This window comes from Agromyces excoecariae (assembly GCF_051715505.1).
Taxonomy (GTDB): domain Bacteria; phylum Actinomycetota; class Actinomycetes; order Actinomycetales; family Microbacteriaceae; genus Agromyces.
This window is the reverse complement of the sequence record NZ_JBPSLA010000013.1, coordinates 23,954-45,480: the sequence shown is the minus strand read 5'-3', so window position 1 is coordinate 45,480 and position 21,527 is coordinate 23,954. Positions and strand designations below refer to the sequence as shown.

Sequence of the window (21,527 nt, the reverse complement as noted above, 5' to 3'; positions counted from 1 at the left end):
ATTCCACATGGCCAACGTCAGCATCGCCGACATCAAGGCGCTCCGCGAGCAGCTCGGAACTGGCATGACCGACACCAAGAACGCGCTCGTCGAGGCCGACGGCGACATCGAGAAGGCGACGGAGATCCTCCGCCTCAAGGGTGCCAAGGGCAACGCCAAGCGCGCCGACCGCTCGACCTCCGAGGGCCTCGTCGCCGCCGCCGACAACGGCGACGGCACCGCGACCCTCATCGAGCTCGCATGCGAGACCGACTTCGTCGCCAAGGGCGACAAGTTCGTCGGCCTCGCCGACCGCGTGCTCGCGGCCGTGGCCGCCGCCCGCGCCGACACCGTCGAGGCCGCACTGGCCGCGCCGGCCGAGTCGGGAACCGTCGCCGAGCTCATCGACGGCGAGGCCGCGATCCTCGGCGAGAAGGTCGAGCTCCGTCGCGTCCGCCTCGTGAAGGGCGAGCACTTCTCGATCTACCTCCACAAGACCTCGAAGGACCTGCCCCCGCAGGTCGGCGTGGTCCTCGGCTACGCGGGCGACGACGCGGAGACCGCGCGCTCCATCGCGCAGCACATCTCGTTCGCCGCGCCGGAGTACCTCACTCGTGAGGACGTCCCGGCCGAGGCGGTCGAGAAGGAGCGCGCGCTCGTCGAGCAGATCACCCGCGAGGAGGGCAAGCCCGAGGCCGCCCTCCCGAAGATCGTCGAGGGTCGCCTCGGCGCGTTCTTCAAGCAGGTCGCGCTGCTCGAGCAGGACTACGCGAAGGACAACAAGCTGTCCGTCAGCAAGGTCGTGCAGGACGCCGGTCTCACCGTGAGCGACTTCGCTCGCTTCAAGGTCGGCGCGTAACACGTGCCAGGGGAGTCCGGACCGCATCGCGCGGTCCGGGCTCCTTTGCTGTGTCCGGACCTGGCGCGACGCGCCGCTCGGACACGGCGCGGGACCGACCGCACTGCGCGGACGGCCCGGAACCACTAGTTTTGACTCCCAGAGGGGAAGGATCGGTCGGGGATGACGGAACACACGCGCAGGGTGCTGCTCAAGCTGTCGGGCGAGGCGTTCGGCGGCGGCGCACTCGGGGTCAACCCCGACGTCGTCAGCTCGCTGGCCCGCGAGATCGCCGATGCGGCTCGAACCGTCGAGGTCGCGATCGTGGTCGGCGGCGGCAACTTCTTCCGCGGCGCGGAGCTCAGCCAGCGCGGCATGGACCGCGGTCGCGCCGACTACATGGGCATGCTCGGCACGGTCATGAACTCGCTCGCCCTCCAGGACTTCCTCGAGCAGGCGGGGGCCGAGACCCGCGTCCAGTCGGCCATCTCGATGACCCAGGTCGCCGAGCCCTACATCCCCCGTCGCGCCGAGCGCCATCTCGAAAAGGGCCGCGTCGTCATCTTCGGCGCCGGTGCCGGTCTCCCGTACTTCTCGACGGACACGGTCGCCGCGCAGCGCGCGCTCGAGATCGGCGCCGAGGTGGTGCTCGTCGCGAAGAACGGCGTCGACGGCGTCTACTCCGACGACCCGCGCACCAACCCCGACGCCCACAAGATCGACCGCATCAGCTACCAGGAAGCGCTGCAGCGTGGACTCAAGGTCGTCGACTCGACGGCGTTCAGCCTCTGCATGGACAACGGCATGCCGATGCAGGTGTTCGGCATGGAGCCCGCGGGCAACGTGACGAAGGCGATCCTCGGCGCCGAACTCGGCACCGTGGTCAGCAACGGCGAGCCGACCACCGATCGATAGACTGTCCCGAGCCCGAGAGAAGGAGTCCCCGTGATCGCGGATGTACTGTCCGAAGCCAGCACGCGCATGCAGAAGGCCGTGGAGGTCGCCAAGGACGACTTCGCCTCCGTCCGCACCGGCCGCGCCAACCCGCAGCTCTTCCAGAAGATCATGGTGAGCTACTACGGCACGCCGACGCCGCTCGCCCAGCTCGCCTCGCTCGCGAACCCCGAGGCGCGCACGCTCATCGTCACCCCGTACGACAAGTCCGCGATGAAGGACATCGAGCAGGCGATCCGCGACACGCCCAACCTCGGGGCGAACCCGTCCAACGACGGCAACATCATCCGCGTCACCCTGCCCGAGCTCACCGAGGAACGCCGCAAGGAGTTCGTCAAGATCGTGCGCTCGAAGGCGGAGGACGCGAGGGTGTCGGTCCGCAACATCCGTCGCAAGGCGAAGGACGACCTCGAGGCCCTCAAGGGCGAGGTCGGCGACGACGAGGTGGTTCGTGGCGAGAAGGAGCTCGAGCACGTCACCAAGTCCCACGTCGACCAGATCGACGAGGCGCTGAAGCGCAAGGAAGCCGAACTCCTCGAGGTCTGAGGGGCCACACGATGACGGGCGTCCCTGACGGGGAACGGTCGGACGACGACGACCAGCGTCATTCGACGCGTGACGAGCTCCGCGCGCAGATGCATGCACGGCGCGTCGACCTCGAGCGCCAGTTCGAGGCGTCCCGTGCGCAGTTCGACGAGGCGCAGGAGCGCATCAACGCGCGAACCGGTCGGAACCTCCTGCTCGCCATCCTGATCGGACTGGCGTTCGGGGGCACCCTGCTGCTCAGCCTGCTGGTGTTCAAGGAGCTGTTCATGGTGTTCGCGGTCGTGGTGGCCGGGTTCTCCAGCTCCGAGCTCGCGGCGGCCCTGAAGCACGGGCGGTACCGGGTGCCGCGGATCCCGACCGTGATCGCAGCGGTCGTCGCCGTGCCCCTGGCGTACTACGGCGGCCCGGCCGGGCAGTTCGTCGCGGTCCTCGGCGGGATGGCGCTCGTGGTGCTCTGGCGGCTGGCCGAGCAGGCCTCCCCGAGCGTCCGCGCCGAGTCCTCGGGCATCGTGCGCGATCTCGGGGCGGGCGTGTTCGTACAGGGCTACGTCACCTTCCTCGCGACGTTCGCCGTGGTGCTCACGGCCGCCGACGGCGGGCAATGGTGGACGCTGGCGTTCATCATCACCGCGGTGGCGGCGGACACCGGAGCGTACGCGTCGGGCCTCGCGTTCGGGCGGCATCCGATGGCGCCCGTCATCAGCCCGAAGAAGACGTGGGAGGGATTCGCGGGCGGTGCGCTCGCGAGCCTGCTCGCGGGCGTCCTGCTCGCGCTGTTCATGCTCGGGCAGCCGTGGTGGTTCGGCCTGATCTTCGGTGCCGCCATCTTCCTCTCGGCGACGCTCGGCGACCTCGCCGAATCGCTCATCAAGCGCGACCTCGGCATCAAGGACATGAGCTCGTGGCTGCCGGGTCACGGAGGCTTCCTCGATCGGCTCGACTCGATCCTCCCCTCGGCCGCCGTCGCGTTCGTCGCGTTCCAGATCTTCTCGTGACCCTGCGCGAGGAACCTCCGCGCGTGCGCGATACTGGTGCGGTGGATGCCACGTTCCCCCGGGCCCGCAAGAATCAGCTGGGCTACAAGACCGCCGAGGTCGAGGACTTCCTCCAGCGCGCCCGTCGCGCCTACGACGGCCGCCCCGACCCCGACGACCAGGGTCTCGACGCCGAGCGGATCAGGCTGACCGCGTTCTCGATGCAGAAGGGCGGCTACTCGACCTCCCACGTCGACGCGGCCATGGAGCGGCTGGAGGACGCCTTCGCGTTCCGCGAGCGGCAGATCGCGTCCCGGCTGCACGGCGACGAGGCGTGGCTCGCCGAGGCCCGCACGACCGCGCAGGTGGTCGCGAACCGCCTCGCCAGGCCCGAGGGCGCCCGTTTCGAGCGCCTCAGCTGGCTCGCAGTGGGCTACGACGTGCACGAGGTCGACGCGTTCGCCGACCGACTCACGCGGTACTTCCGAGACGGATGGCCGGTCGCGATCGACGACGTCCGCGCCGTCGTGTTCTCGCCCCAGCGAGGCGGCTACCGGGAGGCCCAGGTCGACCTGGTCCTCGATGCCGTCGTCGACGTGATGCTCGCGGTCCGTTGAGCGGCCCGGCGTTCGACCGGGGGGATTCCCTCCGTTACACTCGACCAATCGTGAGCAGGCATTCGGACGACGACGAGGACATGCCGATGGATGCCGTCCGGGAACGATGGGCGCGCGATGACGCCGCCGCGGGGCTGCGACCTCGTCGGCGGCCCGAGGAGGCGCGCGGGGCGCGGTCCGTGGCCCGACCCGTGAGCCGCCGCGCGGCTCGGCCCGGCACGACCGCGACGGTTCGACCCGTCCAGCGCGGCAGCGTGGCCGGCCCGGTCAAGCAGGCGGCCACCGTGGTGTTCGCGTTCGCGGCGTCCGTCGGCTTCCTGCTGGTCAACGTCGTCGATCCGTACTCGGGCGCGACGGCCACCTCGACCTACGTCCCGGTCGACCGGTTCGGCGGCGAGGCCGCGCAGGAGGTCGAGCTGGCCGACGGGTACTCCTCGCTCGCGGTGGCTTCCGAGGGTTACGTGGTCGAGGCGAAGCCCGAACCGGAGCCCGAGCCCGCGTCCGCCGCCGGCTGGGCGCCGCCCGCGGTGGTGCCTGATCCGGGCAGTGCGCAGGCGTACGGCGCGCAGGCGGTCGCCGCGCGCGGCTGGCCGACGACCGAGTTCGACTGCCTCGTGGCGCTCTGGAACAAGGAGTCCGGTTGGCGCGTGAACGCCTACAACGCCTCGAGCGGCGCATACGGCATCCCCCAGGCGCTTCCCGGGTCGAAGATGGCCACGGCCGGCGCCGATTGGGAGACCAACGCGGCGACCCAGATCGAGTGGGGCCTCGGCTACATCCAAGGACGCTACGGCACGCCGTGCGGCGCGTGGGCGCACTCGCAGAGCGTCGGTTGGTACTGAGTCCGGATCACCGAGTCCGACCTCGACCCTAGACTGGACCGATGGCCCGTTCGCACCGCTCCCGTGGTCGCGCCGCGAAGGCGCGCGAGCCGCATCCGGAGCTCGACGTCGCGCGGATGACCGCCGGATGGCGACGGACCGAGGTGCGGGCCGGCCGTGAATGGAACGTGCAGCCCGTCTCCGAGGCGCAGGCCGTGAAGCCCTACCTGTGCCCGGGCTGCGGGCTCGAGATCGACCCCGGTGTCGCACACCTCGTGGCGTGGCGCGCCGACGGCGTCCTCGGTGATGCCGCCGACCTCGCCTCGCGGCGGCACTGGCACACCCACTGCTGGAGGATCGGACCGACGTGAGCGACGACACCATGACCGAGATCCGTGCCGGAGCCCTGCTGCCGGCGCGCCGCGAGGAGATCGAGCTCCGCACCGACGACGGGCTTCGCCTCGTCGGCGAGCTCGCGATGCCGCTCGACCGGGCCCCGGTGGCGACGCTCGTGACGCTGCATCCGCTGCCCACCGCCGGCGGATTCATGGACTCGCACATCCTGCGGAAGGCCGCAGCTCGACTGCCCGCCCTCGCCGACCTGGCGGTGCTCCGCTTCAACACGCGCGGCACCAGTTCGGTGCGCGGCACGAGCGACGGCGAGTTCGGCCACGGCGTCAGCGAGCGAGCGGATGTCGCCGCAGCGATGCGCTTCGTCGCGGAACGGAGCCTGCCGAACCCCTGGCTCGTCGGCTGGTCGTTCGGGACCGAGCTGGCCCTGAAGTACGGGCTCGAGCACGGCATCGCGGGCGCGATCCTGCTCTCGCCGCCGCTGCACCGAACCAGCGACGAGGAGCTCGCTCGGTGGCGCTCCGCGCCGGTGCCCGTCGTGGCACTGATCCCCGAGCACGACGACTACCTCAAGCCCGCCGATGCGGCCGAGCGGTTCGCCGGACTGCCGAACCTGACGCGCATCGACGTCGAGGGCGGCAAGCACCTCTGGGTGGGGGAGTCGCAGACGCGCCGTGTGCTGGACGAGATCGTGCGGGCGGTGAACCCCGCGGCGCTGCCGCTGCCGACCGAGTGGCCCACGGCATCCGTCTCGACGCCGGAGGCCTGAGGCGGCACGGCGCCGCCGCGTCCGCGCTCCGTCGCCGGTCAGCGTTCGTTCTGGCGGGGGATGACCACCTGCTTGATGATGAGCAGGATCGCTGCGGCGATCGGGATCGCCACGAGCGCCCCGAGGATCCCGAGCAGTGCCCCGCCCGCGAGCGCGGCGACGACGACGAGCGCCCCGGGCACCTTGACCGCACGACTCATGATGCGCGGTGAGAGCACGTACGCCTCGACCTGCATGTAGACCAGGTAGTAGATGGCCGCGACGAGCGCGGTGAGCGGCGACCCGAGCCCCGGGATGAGGCAGAGCAGCACGATGATCACGGAACCCGTGAGCGTGCCCACGAGGGGCACGAGCGAGAACAGGAACGCGATGAAGGCGAGCACGGCGGGGAACGGCGCCCGGATGATCGAGAGGAACGTGAAGCTCAGGAAGCCGTTGACGGCCGCGAGCGAGACCTGCCCGATGACGTAGCGGCCGACGGACTGCGTGATCTGCTCCGTCAGGTCGGCGAACCGTGCGCGGCGCGAGGCGGGGATGAGCTGGTACGTGGCCCGCTTCATCGCATCGAGCGACGCCGTGAAGTAGATCGTGAGGACCGCGACCACGATCACCGCGAACACCCCGCCGCCGATCGCGATCGCGACCGCCCAGACGCCGCCCAGCAGCTCGCTCAGCCGGTTCGGGTTGGTGAAGAAGTCGGTGAGCGCTGCGCCCGCCTGCTGGCTGATCTCGTCGATGAGGAGCAGGGGGAACTGCTCCTGCAGCCACGCGATCCAGTCCACGCGGTTGATCTGCGCGATGATCCCCGGGATCTGCGCGATGAGCTCGGCGACCTGGTCGACGATGATCGGGATCACCGCGATGAGCAGCGCGGCGACGACCGCCGCGACCCCGGCGAGGACGTGCCGGAGGGCGCCCCAACGCGGACGCCCCCGGCGCGCGGGCCCGCGCCCGGGGGGCCCGAGGCCGAGGGCCAGGAACAGTGCTGCTCCGATGTAGGTGAGGATCGTCGACAGGCTCGATACCGCGGACAGGATGAGGAGTCCGGTGCCGACGCCGAGCGTGCCGACGAGCGCGATGCGGAACGCGTTCTGGATCTTCAATCCCCGCGCTCCTTCGTCTCGCGCTACTTGTTCGCCACCTGCTCCGCCTGGGTCAGCACGCCGCGCAGGCTCTCGAAGTAGCCGGCGACGGCGTCTCGCTCGATCCTAATCTGGGCCAGGCGATCCTCGGCGTCCGCCACGAGGGCGCGCGTGCGCTCCTCGGCGTCGGCGATGAGCTTGCGTGCCTGCGAGTGCGCCGCGGCGACGCGCTCGCGCGCCTCCTCGTCGGCCCGGTCGCGGGCGTCGGCGATCTCGGTCCGTGCCTCGGTCTCGAGGCGCTCGGCCTCGGCGCGGGCCTCCGAGGTGCGGGCGACGGCCTCGGCGAGCTCGGCGTTGGAGTCCTCGAGGAACTTCTTGGTCTGGTCGGCGGCCTGCTGCTGGGCCGCGAGGAGCTCCTGCTCGGCCTCGTCGCGCTTGGTCGCGAGCTCGACGTCGAGGTCCATGCGGGCACGCTCGATCTCGCGCCGCATCCGGTCGACCTCGTGCGTCGTCTTCTTCTTCATCGAGGTCAGCTGGTTGTCGAGGTCGATACGCGCCTGCTCCGCCTCGGCCTCGAAGTCCGCGCGCGCCTGCTCCTGCTCGAGGGCGAGGTCGGCTCGCATCTGCTCGAGCTCGGCGGCGTGCTTGGCACGGATGCGGTCGAGCTCGTGCTGCAGCTTGAGGCGGGCGGTCTCCGACTCGCGCTCCAGGTCGACCGCGACCTGCTCGCGCTCCTGCGCGAGCTTCACGCGGTCGGCCTCGAGCTCGCGGTCGAGGTCGGTGCGCGCCTGCTCGAGCTCGTGCGCGAGCGCGGCACGGCTCTCCTCGATCTCGGCGTCGAGCGCGGCACGCGCCTCGGCGCTCTCGCGCTCGAGGTCGAGACGGGCCTGCTCGGTCTCCGCGGCGAGGTCGATACGGGCCTGCTCGGTCTCCTTGGCGAGCTCCGCACGCTTCTGGTCGAGCTCGACCGCGACCTCCGCGCGGGTCTGCTCGGTCTCCTCCTGGAGTCCTGCCGCCGCGGCACGTGCCTCGTTCGCCTCGGTGTTGGCGGCGACCAGCATCTCCGCGGCCTTCCGCTCCGCCTCGGCGACGACGGCCGCCGACTCGCGCTTCGCGGTCGCGCGGGCCTCGGCTGCCTCGGTCGACGCCGTTCCCCGGATCGACGCCGCATCGCGGTTGGCGTCGTCGCGCACCTGCTCGCTCGACTCGTGCGCGCGGGCGACCATGTCGTCGGCCTCGGCGCGCGCGTTCTCGAGCAGGCGGTTCGCCTGCGCGCGCGCCTCGCTCAGCGTCCGCTCGGCGAGCTCGTGCGCGTCCGAACGCATGAGGTGCGCCTCGTCCTCGGCCGCGCGTCGCAGCTTCTCGGCATCGATGTCGGCCTGGGCGATCAGGCGCGTCGACTGCTCCTCGGCGACGCGCAGCGTGTTCTCGAGCTTCGTGCCGAGGCCGGAGAACGTCGGGCTGCCGACCTCCTCGAGCTCGGCGGTGAGCTCCTCGATGCGAGCGAGAAGGCGCTTGTTCTCCTTCTGCACGTCGCCGGACGCGTTGTTCGCCGAGATGATCTCGCGGCGGAGCTGGTTGATGCTGCGGTCGACCTCGTCCTTGTCGTATCCGCGGAACACCTGCGTGAACTCGGTCTCTTCGACGGCCAATTCTTCCTCCGGGGTCCGTGTCCCGCGTTGTGGGGGGTTGTGGGGGCGCGCGGGTCGCCTCTGATCATACGGCCCGGCGCCGGCCGCTTGGAGGCCGATGTCACCCAGACATCGGTTAGGAGACTCCCAGACTGCGTCGGTAGTGTGGGGTGTCTTTGTCGGATGCCGCCGCGGGCGGCCTGGAGGTAACCCGAGTGCGCTTCGTCCTCGCCATTCTGGCGTTCGCTGCTGCCGCCGTGCTGGTCGGCATCGGCATCGCCCAACGAACCGTCTTCCTCGAGCCCGACAAGGTGTCGCTCGGAACGGTGGTCGAGAACCAGGCGAGCTACACGGTGCTCACGCCGGAGGCGCTCGCAGCGAACCCCGGGAAGCAGACCATCACGGTCTCCGGCGGCGGCCCCGTGCATCTGGCGTACGGGCGCACCGACGACGTCTTGAGCTGGATCGGCGACGACCCTTACGTGTCGGTCGGCTACGACGGCGAGGCCGGCGAGTTCACGAGCGAGGTGGTCGTGGCGCAGCCCGTCGACGACAACACCCCGGTTGCCCCGACGACCGACGAGCCGGCGGCGACGGATGACCCCGAGGCCGCCGAGGCGGAGCCCGACCCCGCGGCGTCGCCGGCCGGCAGCGACCTCTGGCTCGACGAGTTCACCGGCGACCGCACCCTGACCACCACGGTCGACGTGCCCGAGGGGATCACGGTCCTGGTCTCGTCAGACGGCACGGCCCCCGCGCCGGGTCGCATCGTCGTCGCCTGGCCGCTCGACAACGCCACGCCTTGGGCCGGCCCGCTGATCGCCGGCGGCGCGCTGCTCTTCCTCATCGGCATCATCCTCGTCATCTCCGGCGTCCTGGCGCACCGGCGGTCCCGTGGACCGCGACGCAACCTCCCGAAGGGCCCGAGGGGCAAGCTCATGCGCGCACCTCGTCCGCCCCGGTCGCAGCGCGCCTCGCTCGGCTCGGCCGGCCCGAGCCGCTCGGCCGGCCGCGCGAAGCGCATCGTGCTCCTGCCGGTGCTCCTCGTACCGGCCATCGCCCTGTCGGCCTGCTCCTCGGACTACTGGCCCGACCTGTCGTCGGCGCCCGAGACGACCGCCCCGGCCACCCCGGTCGAGACTGCGGCGGAGGGCGACGGCGAAGCAGCCGAGCCGGCTGAGCCGGCGGCGCCGGCGGTGGTGCCGGCCGTGACGGTGCCCCAGATGGAACGCATCATGCGTCGTGTCGCGGTCTTCACGACCGAGGTGGACGCCGCAGCCGACGCAGAGCAACTGGCCGAGCGGTTCACGGGCCCCGCGTACGAGGCGCGGAAGGCGAACTACGCGATCCGCAAGTCGCTGCCCGACCAGGCGGCACTGCCCGCGATCCCCGCCGCGCCGCTGACCCTGACCCTTCCGCAGCAGGCGACCGGCTGGCCGAGGACCGTGCTCACGATCGCCAAGAACAACGACGACGAGACCATCGCCCCGACCGCCCTGGTCCTGCGCCAGGAGTCCCCGCGCGAGAACTACAAGGTCCTCTATGCGACGGCGCTCGTTCCCGACGCCGACGTGCCCGAGGTCGCGCCGGCCTCCATCGGTGCGCCGCCGATCAACCCCGAGTTCAAGGGCCTCGTGATGCCGACCGGACAGGTGGCGCCGGCCTACGCCGACGTGCTGCTGAAGGGCGACGAATCGGAGTACGCCCAGTTCTTCGACCCCGAGGGTGATGTCATCCGGCAGCAGCTCGGCGTCGAGGGGCAGAAGACCATCGCCGACGACCTTCCCGACACCGCCGACGTCGCATTCTCGAACCAACCGGGCGACAGCCCGACGGTCGCGCTCGCCACGAACGACTCCGGCGCACTCGTGACGGTCTCGATCACGCAGACCGAGAAGGTCACGCCGAACGACGGCGGCACCATCGGCTTCAAGGAGGGCCAGCCCGGCGCCGCGCTCTCCGGCTTCGACGACAAGAGCGCCAAGGGCGTCCAGCGCGTCATCGGCATCCAGCTCATGTTCTACGTCCCGGCGGTCGGATCCGATGAGCAGATCCGACTGCTGGGCTGGTCCGAATCCCTGATCGGCGCATCGGAGGTCAAGTGACGAACGCGTTCCCGCCCCACGAGCCCGCGAGCCTGCGCGGCGCGGTCGACCTGTCCTCGCTCGTCCACCGCGACGAGCGCCGGACGACGGATGCCTCGGCCGCGACGCCCGACGGCGGAGGTCCGACCGGCTACGTCGCCGCGGTCGACGACCAGAGCTTCGGCCAGGTGCTCGAGCTCTCGCGCTCGGTTCCCGTCGTCCTCGCCCTGTGGGCGTCGTGGAGCGAGCAGTCCACGCAGTTGGTCGCATCGCTCGAGCGACTCGTGAACGCGCGCGAGGGGCGACTCGTGCTCGCCCCCGCCGACGCCGACCGCAGCCCGCAGCTCGTGCAGGCGCTGCAGGCGCAGGCGATCCCGACGGTGGTCGCACTCGTCGCCGGACAGCCGGTTCCGCTGTTCCAGGGCGTGCAGCCCGACGAGGTCGTCGACCAGGTGTTCGACCAGCTGCTCGAGGTCGCCGAGCGCAACGGCGTGACGGGGCGCGTGCCCTCGGCCGACGACGATGCCGCGGGCGGGGATGCACCGGAGGAGCCCGTCGACGAGCCGCTCCCACCGCTGCACCAGGAGGCGTTCGACGCGATCAGCCGTGGCGACTTCGACGCGGCGGCATCCGCCTACCGCACCGCGATCGCGCAGGACCCGCGCGACGACCTGGCCGTCGCCGGACTCGCGCAGGCGAACCTCCTCGGGCGGCTGCAGGGCAAGACCCTCGACGAGATCAGGAACCGGGCGGCGACCTCACCCGCGGAGCTCGACGCGCAGCTCGACGTCGCCGACCTCGACCTCTCGGGCGGACACGTCGACGACGCGTTCGCCCGGTTGCTCGACCTCTTCCCGACGCTCGACGGCGACGGGAGGAATCGGGTGCGCGAGCGACTGCTCGAGCTGTTCCAGGTGGTCGGCGTGGACGACCCGCGCGTGGCCGCGGCGCGGCGCCGGCTCGCGATGCTGCTCTACTAGGCGGCCGGTCTCGCGCCCGGTCGGCCGGCGCGACCCGACCACCGCGGGTCACACCGACGTCACGCGGGCTGGAACCAGAGCGCCCCGAGCGGCGGAAGGGTGAACACCGCCGACGCCGGCTTGCCCGCCCACGGCTCGTCGGTCGCGTCCACTCCACCGAGGTTTCCGACCCCCGACCCGCCGAACTCCGCGGCATCCGTGTTGAGCACCTCGCGCCAGCGGCCGGCGAACGGCAGGCCGAAGCGCACGCCCTCATGCGGGTTCCCCGCGAAGTTGACGATGCACAGCAGCGGCCGACGATCCCGGTCGTAGCGGAGGAACGCGATCACGTTCATGTCGGCTGCGCCGCCCTCGACCCAATCGAAGCCGGCCGAATCGTCGTCGAGCTGCCAGAGCGCAGGCGTCTCGGCGTAGGTGCGGTTGAGCCGACCGACGAGCTCCGCGAGCTGCCGGTGGCTCGGCTGGTCGAGGATCCACCAGTCGAGGCCGCGTTCCTCGCTCCACTCGGAGAGCTGCCCGAACTCCTGCCCCATGAACAGCAGCTGCTTGCCCGGGTGCGCCCACATGTACGCGAGGTAGGCGCGCGTGTTCGCCAGCTGCTGCCAGTGGTCGCCCGGCATCTTGCGGACGAGCGAGCCCTTGCCGTGCACGACCTCGTCGTGGCTGATCGGCAGGATGAAGTGCTCGCTGAAGGTGTACAGGAACGAGAACGTGAGCTCGCCGTGATGGTGCGAGCGGTACATCGGGTCGCGCTGGATGTACTGCAGGGTGTCGTGCATCCACCCCATGTTCCACTTGTAGCCGAAGCCGAGGCCGCCGGATGAGGTCGTGGCAGTGACGCCGGGCCAACTCGTGGACTCCTCGGCGATCATCACGATGCCGGGGTTGCGCTTGTACGCCGTCGCGGTCGCCTCCTGCAGGAAGCCGATCGCCTCGAGGTGCTCGCGCCCGCCGTACCAGTTCGGCAGCCACTCGCCCTCCTCGCGCGAGTAGTCGAGGTAGAGCATGGATGCCACGGCGTCCACCCGGAGGCCGTCGATGTGCATCTCCTCGAGCCAGAACAGCGCGTTCGCGACGAGGAAGTTCCGCACGCGCGGGTTGCCGTAGTCGAAGACGAGCGTGCCCCAGTCCTTCTGCTCGCCGCGGCGCGGGTCGGGGTGCTCGTAGAGCGGTTCCCCGTCGAAGCGGGCGAGCGCCCACTCGTCCTTCGGGAAGTGCCCGGGCACCCAGTCCATGATCACGCCGATGCCCGCCTGGTGCAGTCGGTCGATCAGGTACTTGAGGTCGTCGGGGGAGCCGAACCGGCTCGTGATCGCGTAGTAGCCGGTGACCTGGTAGCCCCACGAGCCGCCGAACGGATGCTCCGCGAGCGGCAGGAACTCGACGTGCGTGTAGCCGAGCCACTGCAGGTACTCGATGAGCTCGTCGGCGATGTCGCGGTACCCCTTGCCGGGGCGCCACGAGCCGAGGTGGAGCTCGTAGATGCTCATGGGCAGCTCGTGCGGGTTGCGGTGCGCCCGCCCCGACATCCACTCGCCGTCGTCCCAGTCGTGCCCGCTGGTCGCAACCACCGATGCGGTCGCGGGCGCGATCTCGGCGCGACGGGCCATCGGGTCGGCCTTCATCAGCCACTCGCCCGACTGGGCGAGGATCTCGAACTTGTACGCCGCACCGGGTTCGACATCGGGCACGAAGAGCTCCCAGACGCCGCTCGAGCCCATGTTCCGCATGGCGTGGCCGAGGCCGTCCCAGTGGTTGAAGTCGCCCACGACGCGCACCGCGCGGGCGCGCGGCGCCCACACGGTGAACGAGACGCCGCGGAGCGGCCCCGTGGCCGAGGGGTACTCGCGGTGATGCGCACCGAGCACGGTCCAGAGCTCCTCGTGCCGGCCCTCCTCGATGAGGTGCAGGTCGAGCTCTCCGATGGTCGGCGCGTAGCGATAGGGGTCGTCGGCGGTCCATTCGGTCCCGTCGTCGTACCTGGCTCGCACGCGATAGCCGGTCGGGCCGAACATTCCGGCACCCGCCCAGATGCCGTGGCCGACATGCGCGAGCGGGAGTTCACCCCCGTCGTCGAGCAGGGCGTCGACCGACGCCGCGAGCGGCCGTCGCACGCGGATCACCGTGTGCGCGCCGCTCTCGGCGGGCGAATCGAACCCGTGCTGTCCGAGCACCTGGTGCGGGTCGTGATGGCGTCCCTCGGCGACGGCGAGGAGGAGGTCGTCGGGGACCGACGGTGCATGGACGGGGGTCGTGTCGGTCATTGCGCGCCTCGAATCACTCGGAGGATGTGGACCGGTTGCGTGAACGCATCCAGCCGCACGTAGTTGTGTTCGCCCCACTCCCAGCGGTCGCCGGTCACGAGGTCCTCGACTTCGAAGACGCCGCCCTCGGGCAGGTCGATGACGGGCAGGTCGAGGTGCACGGTCGTCTCGCGCACGGAGTGCGGGTCGACGTTCGCGACCACGAGGATCGTGTCGTGGTCGTCGGGGCCGTGTCCCTCGATGAACCGGCCCTCGAGGTGCTTGGAGTACACGAGCACCGAGTCGTCGTCGCTGTAGTGGAAGCGGATGTTCCGGAGCTGGCCGAGCGCCGGATGATCGGCCCGGATGCGGTTCAGGATCCCGAGGTAGAGGGCGAGCGAGGTGCCGTCGGCCTCGGCCTTGGCGAAGTCGCGTGGCTTGTACTCGTACTTCTCGTTGTCGATGGCCTCTTCGGCGCCGGGTCGCGCGATCGATTCGAACAGCTCGAAGCCGGAGTACACCCCCCACGTCGCCCCGGCGGTCGCGGCGATGGTCGCACGCACCGTGAACGCCGCCGGCCCACCGAACTGGAGGTACTCGGTGAGGATGTCGGGCGTGTTCACGAACAGGTTCGGGCGCATGAAGTCGGCCGTGTCCTGCGAGACGCTCGTGAGGAACTCCTCGAGCTCGGACTTGGTGTTGCGCCACGTGAAGTAGGAGTACGACTGCTGGAAGCCGACCATCGCCAGCGCCTGCATCATCGCGGGACGCGTGAACGCCTCGGCGAGGAAGACCACGTCGGGGTCGGTCGCGTTGATGTCGCCGATCAGCCGCTCCCAGAACATCAGGGGCTTGGTGTGCGGGTTGTCGACGCGGAAGATGCGCACGCCCTGCTTCATCCAATGCCGGACGATGCGGGTGACCTCGCCGACCAGGCCCTCGAAGTCGTCGTCGAAGTTGACGGGGTAGATGTCCTGGTACTTCTTCGGCGGGTTCTCCGCGTACGCGATCGTCCCGTCGGGAAGCGTCGTGAACCACTCCGGATGCTCGGTCACCCACGGGTGGTCGGGAGAGGCCTGCAGGGCCAGGTCGAGCGCGATCTCGATGCCGAGTGCTGCGGCTCGCCGTACGAAGGCCCGGAAGTCGGCGAGCGTGCCGAGGTCGGGATGGATCGCATCGTGGCCGCCGGTCGCCGCACCGATCGCCCACGGCGAGCCGGGGTCGAACGGGCCGGGCGTCAACGTGTTGTTCGGGCCCTTGCGGAAGGCGAAGCCGATCGGGTGGATCGGCGGCAGGTAGACGACGTCGAAGCCCATCGCCGCGACGCCGTCGAGCCGGCGCTGGGCGGTGCGGAACGTGCCCGACTTCCACGAGCCGTCCTTCTTCAGCTGCCGTGCGCCCTCCGAACGCGGGAAGAACTCGTACCACGAGCCCACGCCGGCGCGCCGCCGCTCGACGAGGATCTCGTGCTCCTCCGAGTCGGTCGTGAGTCGCGCGAGCGGCCGGGAGCGGAACTCCTCGAGCACCGGATCCTCGAGCAGTGCGCGACGAGCGGATGGCGCGGCCCCCGCATCGCGGAGCGCGGCGGCGTACGCCCGGAGCCGCTTGCGCACGGCGGCCGGCCGGCCGGCCTCCTTCGCCGCGCGCTCGGCGAGGCGCGCGCCGATCTCGTACATCAGCTCGACGTCGACCCCCGCGTCGATCTTCAGCTCGGCGTCGTGCACCCACGTGCCGATCTCGTCGCCGAATCCCGTCACACGCCAGCGCCACGTGCCGAGCTCGTCGAGCCGTGCCTTCGCCTCCCAGCGGTCGGTGCCGGCGGCACCCGCCGTCATGCGGTGCCGCTGCCTGACGCCCGACGGGCTCGTGAGCACGAGCATCGCGCCCACCAGGTCGTGCCCCTCTCGGAACACCGTGGCGCGGAACGGGACCACCTCCCCGGAGAACGCCTTCGGGTTCCATCGCGGATCGGGCAGGGCGGGCGTGAGCCGGGTCACGGGGATCCGGCCGGCTCGAACTGGGCGGCTCGTCACGTTCCGACCGTAGCGCGGATGCCGCTGGATCGACACCGGGTCGCGTGGTCTTGCGCGCCGCCGTCGGCGCTGCGGGGTCCGTTCATCTCACGGACACACGGTGCTGCGTAGGGTTGACCCCGTGAAGCCCATCCGCAAGTTCACCGTCCGCGCCGTCGTACCGCCCCAGCTGGGCGCGCTCGAGGAACTCGCCGCGAACCTCCGCTGGTCGTGGCACGAGCCGACGCGTCGCCTCTTCGAGCACATCGACCCGGCGGGCTGGCGCCGCTCGGGGCGCGATCCGATCGCCTTCCTCGGCGACGTCGACGCCCGTCGCCTCGACGAGCTCGCGGGCGACGACGGCTTCATCGGCTGGGCCGAGCGCGAGCGCGACGAGCTCCGCGGCTACGTGTCGGAGCCGCGCTGGTACCAGTCGCTCGGCGCGGAGACGCCGAGGACGGTCGCGTACTTCTCACCGGAGTTCGGGATCACCGAGGCGCTGCCGCAGTACTCGGGCGGCCTCGGGATCCTCGCCGGCGACCACCTCAAGGCCGCCTCCGACCTGGGGGTTCCGCTGGTGGCGGTCGGCCTGTTCTACAAGGCGGGGTACTTCTCGCAGGCGATCGCGCCCGACGGCTGGCAGCAGGAGCGATACCCGGCGCTCGATCCCGACGGTCTGCCGCTCTCGGTGCTGCGCCGCGCGGACGGCACTCCGGTGCAGGTGACCCTCGCGGTGCCCGGCGGTCGCAGCCTGCACGCGCGCGTGTGGCAGGCGGCGGTGGGGCGGGTGCCGCTGCTGCTGCTCGACACCGACATCCCCGCCAACGACGACGACCTCCGCCAGGTCACCGACCGGCTCTACGGCGGCGGGGGAGAGCATCGCCTCCAGCAGGAACTGCTGCTCGGCATCGGCGGCGTGCGCGCGCTCCGCGCGTGGAGCGGGCTCACCGGCCGGCACTTCCCCGACGTGTTCCACATGAACGAGGGCCATGCGGGCTTCCTCGGGCTCGAGCGCATCTCGGCCTGCATCGGCGACGGCCTCTCGTTCGCCGAGGCGCTCCAGCTCGTGCGCGCCGGCACCGTCTTCACGACCCACACGCCCGTGCCCGCGGGCATCGACCGCTTCGACCGGGCGCTCGTCGCCAGCTACCTCGAGTCGGGGCTGCTCCCCGGAATCGATTCCGCGGATGCGCTCCCGCTCGGGCTCGAGCCGGGCGTGCCCGCCGAGGACAGCGCGTTCAACATGGCGATGATGGGGCTCCGGCTGGCCCAGCGCGCCAACGGCGTGTCGAAGCTGCACGGCGAGGTCAGCCGTCGCATGTTCGGCGACCTGTGGCCCGGCTTCGACGCGGATGACGTGCCGATCACCTCGGTCACCAACGGCGTCCACGGGCCGACGTGGACCGACCCGGCCCTGCTCGCGCTCGCCGAGGAGCGGCTCGGCACCGGCGACACCGAGCACGCGGACTGGCTGAGCGCCGCAGTGAGCGACGCCGAGCTCTGGGGCGTCAAGCGCGGCATGCGACTCCAGCTCGTGGAGGACGCCAGACGGCGACTCGCGGGCGCATGGGCCGACCAGCACGGCGGAGCCGTCGCCCCCGACTGGGTGCGCCGCGTGCTCGACCCCGACGTGCTCACGATCGGCTTCGCGCGCCGCGTGCCGACGTACAAGCGGCTCACGCTGATGCTGGAGGACCCCGAGCGCTTCGCGGCGATCCTCACGAACCCCGACCGTCCGGTGCAGTTCGTGATCGCCGGCAAGGCGCACCCGGCCGACGACGAGGGCAAGCGCCTCATCCAGCGACTCGTGCAGTTCGCGCAGCGGCCGGAGCTCCGCGAGCGCATCGTGTTCCTGCCCGACTACGACATCGGCATGGCCCAGCTGCTCTACCCGGGCTGCGACGTCTGGATGAACAACCCGCTCCGCCCGCTCGAGGCGTGCGGCACGTCGGGCATGAAGGCCGCGATGAACGGCGCGCTCAACCTCTCGATCCTCGACGGGTGGTGGGCTGAGTACGCCGCCGACGACCACGGCTGGGTGATCCCCACGGCGGACGCGGCGGGCGACCAGGGCGAGCGCGACCGGCTCGAGGCATCCGCCCTCTACGACCTCATCGAGCACCGCATCACGCGACTGTTCTACGACCGCGACCGCGACGGCGTGCCGACCGAGTGGATGGGGCGCGTGCGACGCACGCTCGCGAACCTCTCGCCCGAACTCGGCGCCGACCGCATGGTGCGCGAGTACGTCGAGCGGCTGTACCGTCCGGCGGCCGAGCACGCCGCCGTCGTCGGGGCCGAGGGGGCCAAGCCCGCGCGCGAGCTCGCCGCATGGGGTGCGCGCGTGCGCGCCGCATGGCCCGGTGTGCAGGTGGCGCACGTCGAGTCCGGCGGGCTCGAGTCGACTCCGCACGTCGGCGACGAACTCCACCTCCGCGCGCACGTCGCGCTGGGCGCGCTGACGGAGGATGACGTGTCGGTCGAGGTCGTCTACGGCCACTCGCACGGCGACGACCGCATCGACGACGCCCGAGCCGCCGAGCTCGTGCCCGACGGCGCGTCCACGACCGATGCGGCGACCTGCGTGTACACGGGCGCCGTCAGGCTCGACCGGGCCGGCGCGTTCGGGTACACCGTGCGAGTCGTGCCGCGGCATCCGCTGCTCGTCTCGCCGGCCGAGCTGGGACTCGTCTCCGCCGCCGGCTGAGCCGGCCGCGCGGCCGCGCCTCAGCGGTCGCGACGAAGCGAGCGGACGAGTCGCGGGAACACTCCCGTCGCCCGGAACTGCGGGTCGTCGCCTCGGAGCAGCTCCGCCCGCCACGCCCGGATGAGCAACGGGATGCACAGCACGATGCCGACGGCCGCGCTCCACTCGAGGAACGCGACGACGAACGCCATCAGCGGGCCCGCGCGATCGGGGCGCAGCGGCCGGAGGTGACCGCGAGGAGGTCCTGGGGCGCGAGCTCGAGGTCGAGGCCCCGTCGCCCGCCCGAGACGAGGATCGTCTCGAACAGGATCGCGGTCTCGTCGAGCACGGTCGGCAGCGAGACCTTCTGCCCGATCGGGCTGATACCGCCGACGACGTAGCCGGTCTTCCGCTCCGCGAGCGAGGGGTCGGCCATCTCGGCGCGCTTGCCGCCGAGCGCCGTGGCGAGCGCCTTGAGGTCGAGCTGGTCGGCGACCGGGACGATGCCCACCGCGAGCGCGCCGTCGACGTTCGCGAGGAGCGTCTTGAAGACGCGCTCGGGCTCGATCCCGAGCTTCTGCGCCGCTTCGAGGCCGTACGCGCCCGCTCGCGGGTCGTGCTCGTACGGATGCGCCGTGTAGCGGATGCCCGCGCGCGTCAGCGCGAGGGTCGCCGGCGTGCCGGCCGAGGCATCCGCTCGCTTCGCCATCAGGTCGTCGATTCCATCGGGTCGAGGTCGGCGCGGCGCCCGTCGGCCGAGGCATCGGCCTGCCGCCCGTCGCTCGCGACGTCGGCCTCGTCGGCGCCCGCGCCGAGCGAGCCGGCCGCGGCATCCACCAGCACCGGTGCCGGATCGCCCGACGCGCGGAACAGCCGCATCGACTGCGGCGTCATCGCGAGGCGGGTTCCCGGCTCGAACCGAGCGCCGAGCTCGCCGCCGGGCTCGTCGAGTGCGGAGTCCCACAGCAGTTCGTAGTCGTCGACGCCGGGGTGCTCGGGCAGCAGCACCTCGACCTCGCGCTCCGAGGCGTGGACGACGAGGAGGATGCGGTTGAACCCCTCGAACTCGGGCGTCGAGGCCGCGAGGAACTGCAGGGTCCGCTGCGACGGGTCGTGCCAGTGCTCGATCGTCATGGTCTCTCCGGCCGCGTTGTACCAGTCCATCTGCGACGCGCTCGGCACGCGCTCGCCGAAGCGGCCGTAGCGGACCGGTCGCAGCGCCGGGTGCTCGCGGCGCAGCCGCAGCAGGTGACGCGTGGTCGCCTCGAGGGCGGAGTCGCGCTCGTCGGCCGACCACCTGAGCCAGGTCAGCTCGGAGTCATGGCAGTACGCGTTGTTGTTGCCGCGCTGGCTGCGCCCGTACTCGTCGCCCGCGGTGAGCATGGGCACGCCCGCGGAGAGCAGCAGGGTCCCGAGCAGGTTCCGGATGCTGCGGCGGCGCCCGTCGGCGATGCCCGGGTCGTCCGTGGGGCCCTCCACGCCGTGGTTGTAGGAGTTGTTGTGGTCGGCGCCGTCGCGGTTGTGCTCGCCGTTGCCGAGGTTGTGCTTGACGTCGTAGGCGGTGAGGTCGGCGAGCGTGAAGCCGTCGTGCGCGGTGATGAAGTTCAGGCTCGCGAGCGGCCCCCGTTCGGCGGCGAACGTGTTGGACGAGCCCGCGAGCCGGGTCGCGAAGCGGCCGATGCCGCTGCCGTGCTCGCCGTGGCGCTCGCGGCGCAGGTCGCCGAGCCAGAAGTCGCGCATGCGGTCGCGGTAGCGGTCGTTCCACTCGCTGAAGCCGGGCGCGAAGTTGCCGGTCTGCCACCCGAACGGCCCGACGTCCCACGGCTCGGCGATGAGCTTGCCCGCGCCGATCACGGGGTCGGCGAGCATGGCGGCGAGCAGCGGATGCTCGGGGGAGTAGGCGCCGAGGGCGTCGCGGCCGAGCGTCGCCGCGAGGTCGAGGCGGAAGCCGTCGACCTGCAGTTCCCCGGCCCAGTAGCGCAGCGAGTCGAGCACGAGCCGCATGGGCGCGTCGTGGCCGAAGTCGAGCGTGTTGCCGCAGCCCGTCGTGTCCACGTAGCGCCCGTGGGCGTCGTGACGGTAGTACGATGAGTTGTCGATGCCGCGGAAGCTGTAGGTCGGACCCTGCCGGCCCTCCTCCGCGGTGTGGTTGTAGACGACGTCGAGCACGACCTCGAGGCCGGCCTCGTGCAGGCGCTTGACCATGCCCGCGAACTCCCGCCGCACCGCCGACGGCCCGGCGGCCTGCGCCGCGGCGCTCGCGTACGGGGCGTGCGGCGCGAAGAACCCGAGCGTGTTGTAGCCCCAGTAGTTGACCTGCCCCTGGCGGACGAGGCGCTCCTCCGCCACGAACGCCTGCACCGGCAGGAGTTCGACCGTCGTCACACCGAGTCCGGTCAGGTACTCGAGCGACGCGTCGTGCGCGAGCCCGGCGTAGGTGCCCCGCAGCGGCTCGGGGATGCGCTCGTTCAGGCGGCTGAACCCCTTCGGGTGCGCCTCGTAGACGACGGTGAGGTCGAGCGGCACGTGCGGCTTGCCGACGCCGCCCCAGTCGAAGCCCTCCGATCCCAGGGTGTCGACCACGACGCCGCGCCACGAACCGTCCGCGGCGGCCTGCAGGCCGCGCGCCCACGGATCCAGGAGCGTGTGCGCCGGGTTGAAGGCGTGCTCGAGCCCCGCCGGCCCGTCGACCCGGAGACCGTAGCGGGCGCCGGGCACGAGGGCGGCGGATGCCCCGTGCCACACGCCGTGCACGTCGCGTTCGAGCGGCACGCGCTCGACCGCCCAGTCCAGGTCTTCGGCGCCGAACACCTCGAGGTCCACGGAGGTCGCGTGCTCGGACCAGACGCGGATCGTGCCGCCGCCCGGTCCGGTGCGCACGCCCAGGTCGTGGAGCGGATCGGCCGGAGACATGCGAACTACAGTAGTTCGTGGGGAACCGGTTCCCGGTCAGGAGGTGC

The 21,527-nt window shown here is 71.4% G+C and carries 18 protein-coding genes; 11 read left to right on the top strand and 7 right to left on the bottom strand.

What is annotated here, in order from left to right:
- Positions 1–7 precede the first annotated feature (7 nt).
- The 8 genes from tsf (at position 8) to ACSJD1_RS12865 (ending at position 5,849) form a co-directional block, all read left to right on the top strand.
- Positions 8–838, top strand: a complete 831-nt coding sequence (gene tsf, locus ACSJD1_RS12900) for a translation elongation factor Ts (protein ID WP_438855697.1) — start codon at positions 8–10, stop codon at positions 836–838.
- 162 nt (positions 839–1,000) lie between these two features.
- A complete protein-coding gene (pyrH, locus tag ACSJD1_RS12895) occupies positions 1,001–1,732 on the top strand; it encodes a UMP kinase (protein ID WP_438855696.1) in 732 nt (243 codons plus the stop codon).
- Between the two features lie 30 nt (positions 1,733–1,762).
- Positions 1,763–2,317 (top strand): ribosome recycling factor, encoded by a 555-nt coding sequence (gene frr, locus ACSJD1_RS12890; protein ID WP_438855695.1) that lies wholly within the window; start codon positions 1,763–1,765, stop codon positions 2,315–2,317.
- Positions 2,318–2,328: 11 nt separating this feature from the next.
- Positions 2,329–3,312: a phosphatidate cytidylyltransferase gene (locus ACSJD1_RS12885; protein ID WP_438855694.1), complete on the top strand. Its 984-nt coding sequence runs from the start codon at positions 2,329–2,331 to the stop codon at positions 3,310–3,312.
- Positions 3,313–3,353: 41 nt separating this feature from the next.
- Positions 3,354–3,908, top strand: a complete 555-nt coding sequence (locus ACSJD1_RS12880) for a DivIVA domain-containing protein (RefSeq protein WP_438855693.1) — start codon at positions 3,354–3,356, stop codon at positions 3,906–3,908.
- A 50-nt stretch (positions 3,909–3,958) separates the two neighbouring features.
- A complete protein-coding gene (locus tag ACSJD1_RS12875; protein WP_438855692.1) occupies positions 3,959–4,750 on the top strand; it encodes an aggregation-promoting factor C-terminal-like domain-containing protein in 792 nt (263 codons plus the stop codon).
- 41 nt (positions 4,751–4,791) lie between these two features.
- Positions 4,792–5,100, top strand: a complete 309-nt coding sequence (locus tag ACSJD1_RS12870) for a hypothetical protein (RefSeq protein ID WP_438855691.1) — start codon at positions 4,792–4,794, stop codon at positions 5,098–5,100.
- 11 nt (positions 5,101–5,111) lie between these two features.
- A complete protein-coding gene (locus tag ACSJD1_RS12865) occupies positions 5,112–5,849 on the top strand; it encodes an alpha/beta hydrolase (RefSeq protein WP_438855778.1) in 738 nt (245 codons plus the stop codon).
- A 38-nt stretch (positions 5,850–5,887) separates the two neighbouring features.
- On the opposite strand, the gene ACSJD1_RS12860 is transcribed toward ACSJD1_RS12865, so the two are convergent.
- Both ACSJD1_RS12860 and ACSJD1_RS12855 read right to left on the bottom strand, forming a co-directional pair.
- The gene (locus ACSJD1_RS12860) at positions 5,888–6,952 is read right to left on the bottom strand and encodes an AI-2E family transporter (protein WP_438855690.1); all 1,065 of its coding nucleotides are present in this window, start codon (positions 6,950–6,952) and stop codon (positions 5,888–5,890) included.
- Between the two features lie 23 nt (positions 6,953–6,975).
- The gene (locus tag ACSJD1_RS12855; RefSeq protein WP_438855689.1) at positions 6,976–8,583 is read right to left on the bottom strand and encodes a DivIVA domain-containing protein; all 1,608 of its coding nucleotides are present in this window, start codon (positions 8,581–8,583) and stop codon (positions 6,976–6,978) included.
- Between the two features lie 194 nt (positions 8,584–8,777).
- On the opposite strand from ACSJD1_RS12855, the gene ACSJD1_RS12850 reads away from it, so the two are divergent.
- Both ACSJD1_RS12850 and ACSJD1_RS12845 read left to right on the top strand, forming a co-directional pair.
- Positions 8,778–10,667: a hypothetical protein gene (locus ACSJD1_RS12850; RefSeq protein ID WP_438855688.1), complete on the top strand. Its 1,890-nt coding sequence runs from the start codon at positions 8,778–8,780 to the stop codon at positions 10,665–10,667.
- The gene (locus ACSJD1_RS12845; protein ID WP_438855687.1) at positions 10,664–11,626 is read left to right on the top strand and encodes a co-chaperone YbbN; all 963 of its coding nucleotides are present in this window, start codon (positions 10,664–10,666) and stop codon (positions 11,624–11,626) included. Before ACSJD1_RS12850 ends, ACSJD1_RS12845 begins: the two co-directional genes overlap by 4 nt.
- Before the next feature lie 59 nt (positions 11,627–11,685).
- On the opposite strand, the gene glgB is transcribed toward ACSJD1_RS12845, so the two are convergent.
- Together glgB and ACSJD1_RS12835 are read right to left on the bottom strand one after the other, a co-directional pair.
- Positions 11,686–13,890 (bottom strand): 1,4-alpha-glucan branching protein GlgB, encoded by a 2,205-nt coding sequence (glgB, locus tag ACSJD1_RS12840; protein WP_438855686.1) that lies wholly within the window; start codon positions 13,888–13,890, stop codon positions 11,686–11,688.
- On the bottom strand, positions 13,887–15,902 hold the full coding sequence (locus tag ACSJD1_RS12835) for a maltotransferase domain-containing protein (RefSeq protein WP_438855685.1): 2,016 nt from the start codon (positions 15,900–15,902) through the stop codon (positions 13,887–13,889). The genes glgB and ACSJD1_RS12835 overlap by 4 nt, the downstream gene beginning before the upstream one ends.
- 121 nt (positions 15,903–16,023) lie before the next feature.
- Here ACSJD1_RS12835 and glgP point away from each other — a divergent pair, with 121 nt between their 5' ends.
- Positions 16,024–18,588, top strand: coding sequence for an alpha-glucan family phosphorylase (gene glgP / locus ACSJD1_RS12830; RefSeq protein ID WP_438855684.1), 2,565 nt, complete (start codon positions 16,024–16,026; stop codon positions 18,586–18,588).
- A 20-nt stretch (positions 18,589–18,608) separates the two neighbouring features.
- Here the strand turns inward: glgP and ACSJD1_RS12825 are convergent, their stop codons facing one another.
- The 3 genes from ACSJD1_RS12825 to glgX are packed head-to-tail and all read right to left on the bottom strand — an operon-like array spanning position 18,609 to position 21,480.
- Positions 18,609–18,779: a hypothetical protein gene (locus tag ACSJD1_RS12825; RefSeq protein WP_438855683.1), complete on the bottom strand. Its 171-nt coding sequence runs from the start codon at positions 18,777–18,779 to the stop codon at positions 18,609–18,611.
- Positions 18,779–19,276 carry a Cys-tRNA(Pro) deacylase gene (gene ybaK, locus ACSJD1_RS12820; RefSeq protein WP_438855682.1) on the bottom strand — a complete coding sequence of 166 codons (498 nt, stop codon included), beginning with the start codon at positions 19,274–19,276 and terminating at the stop codon, positions 18,779–18,781. Before ybaK ends, ACSJD1_RS12825 begins: the two co-directional genes overlap by 1 nt.
- Positions 19,276–21,480, bottom strand: a complete 2,205-nt coding sequence (glgX, locus tag ACSJD1_RS12815) for a glycogen debranching protein GlgX (RefSeq protein WP_438855681.1) — start codon at positions 21,478–21,480, stop codon at positions 19,276–19,278. The genes ybaK and glgX overlap by 1 nt, the downstream gene beginning before the upstream one ends.
- Between the last annotated feature and the right edge of the window lie 47 nt (positions 21,481–21,527).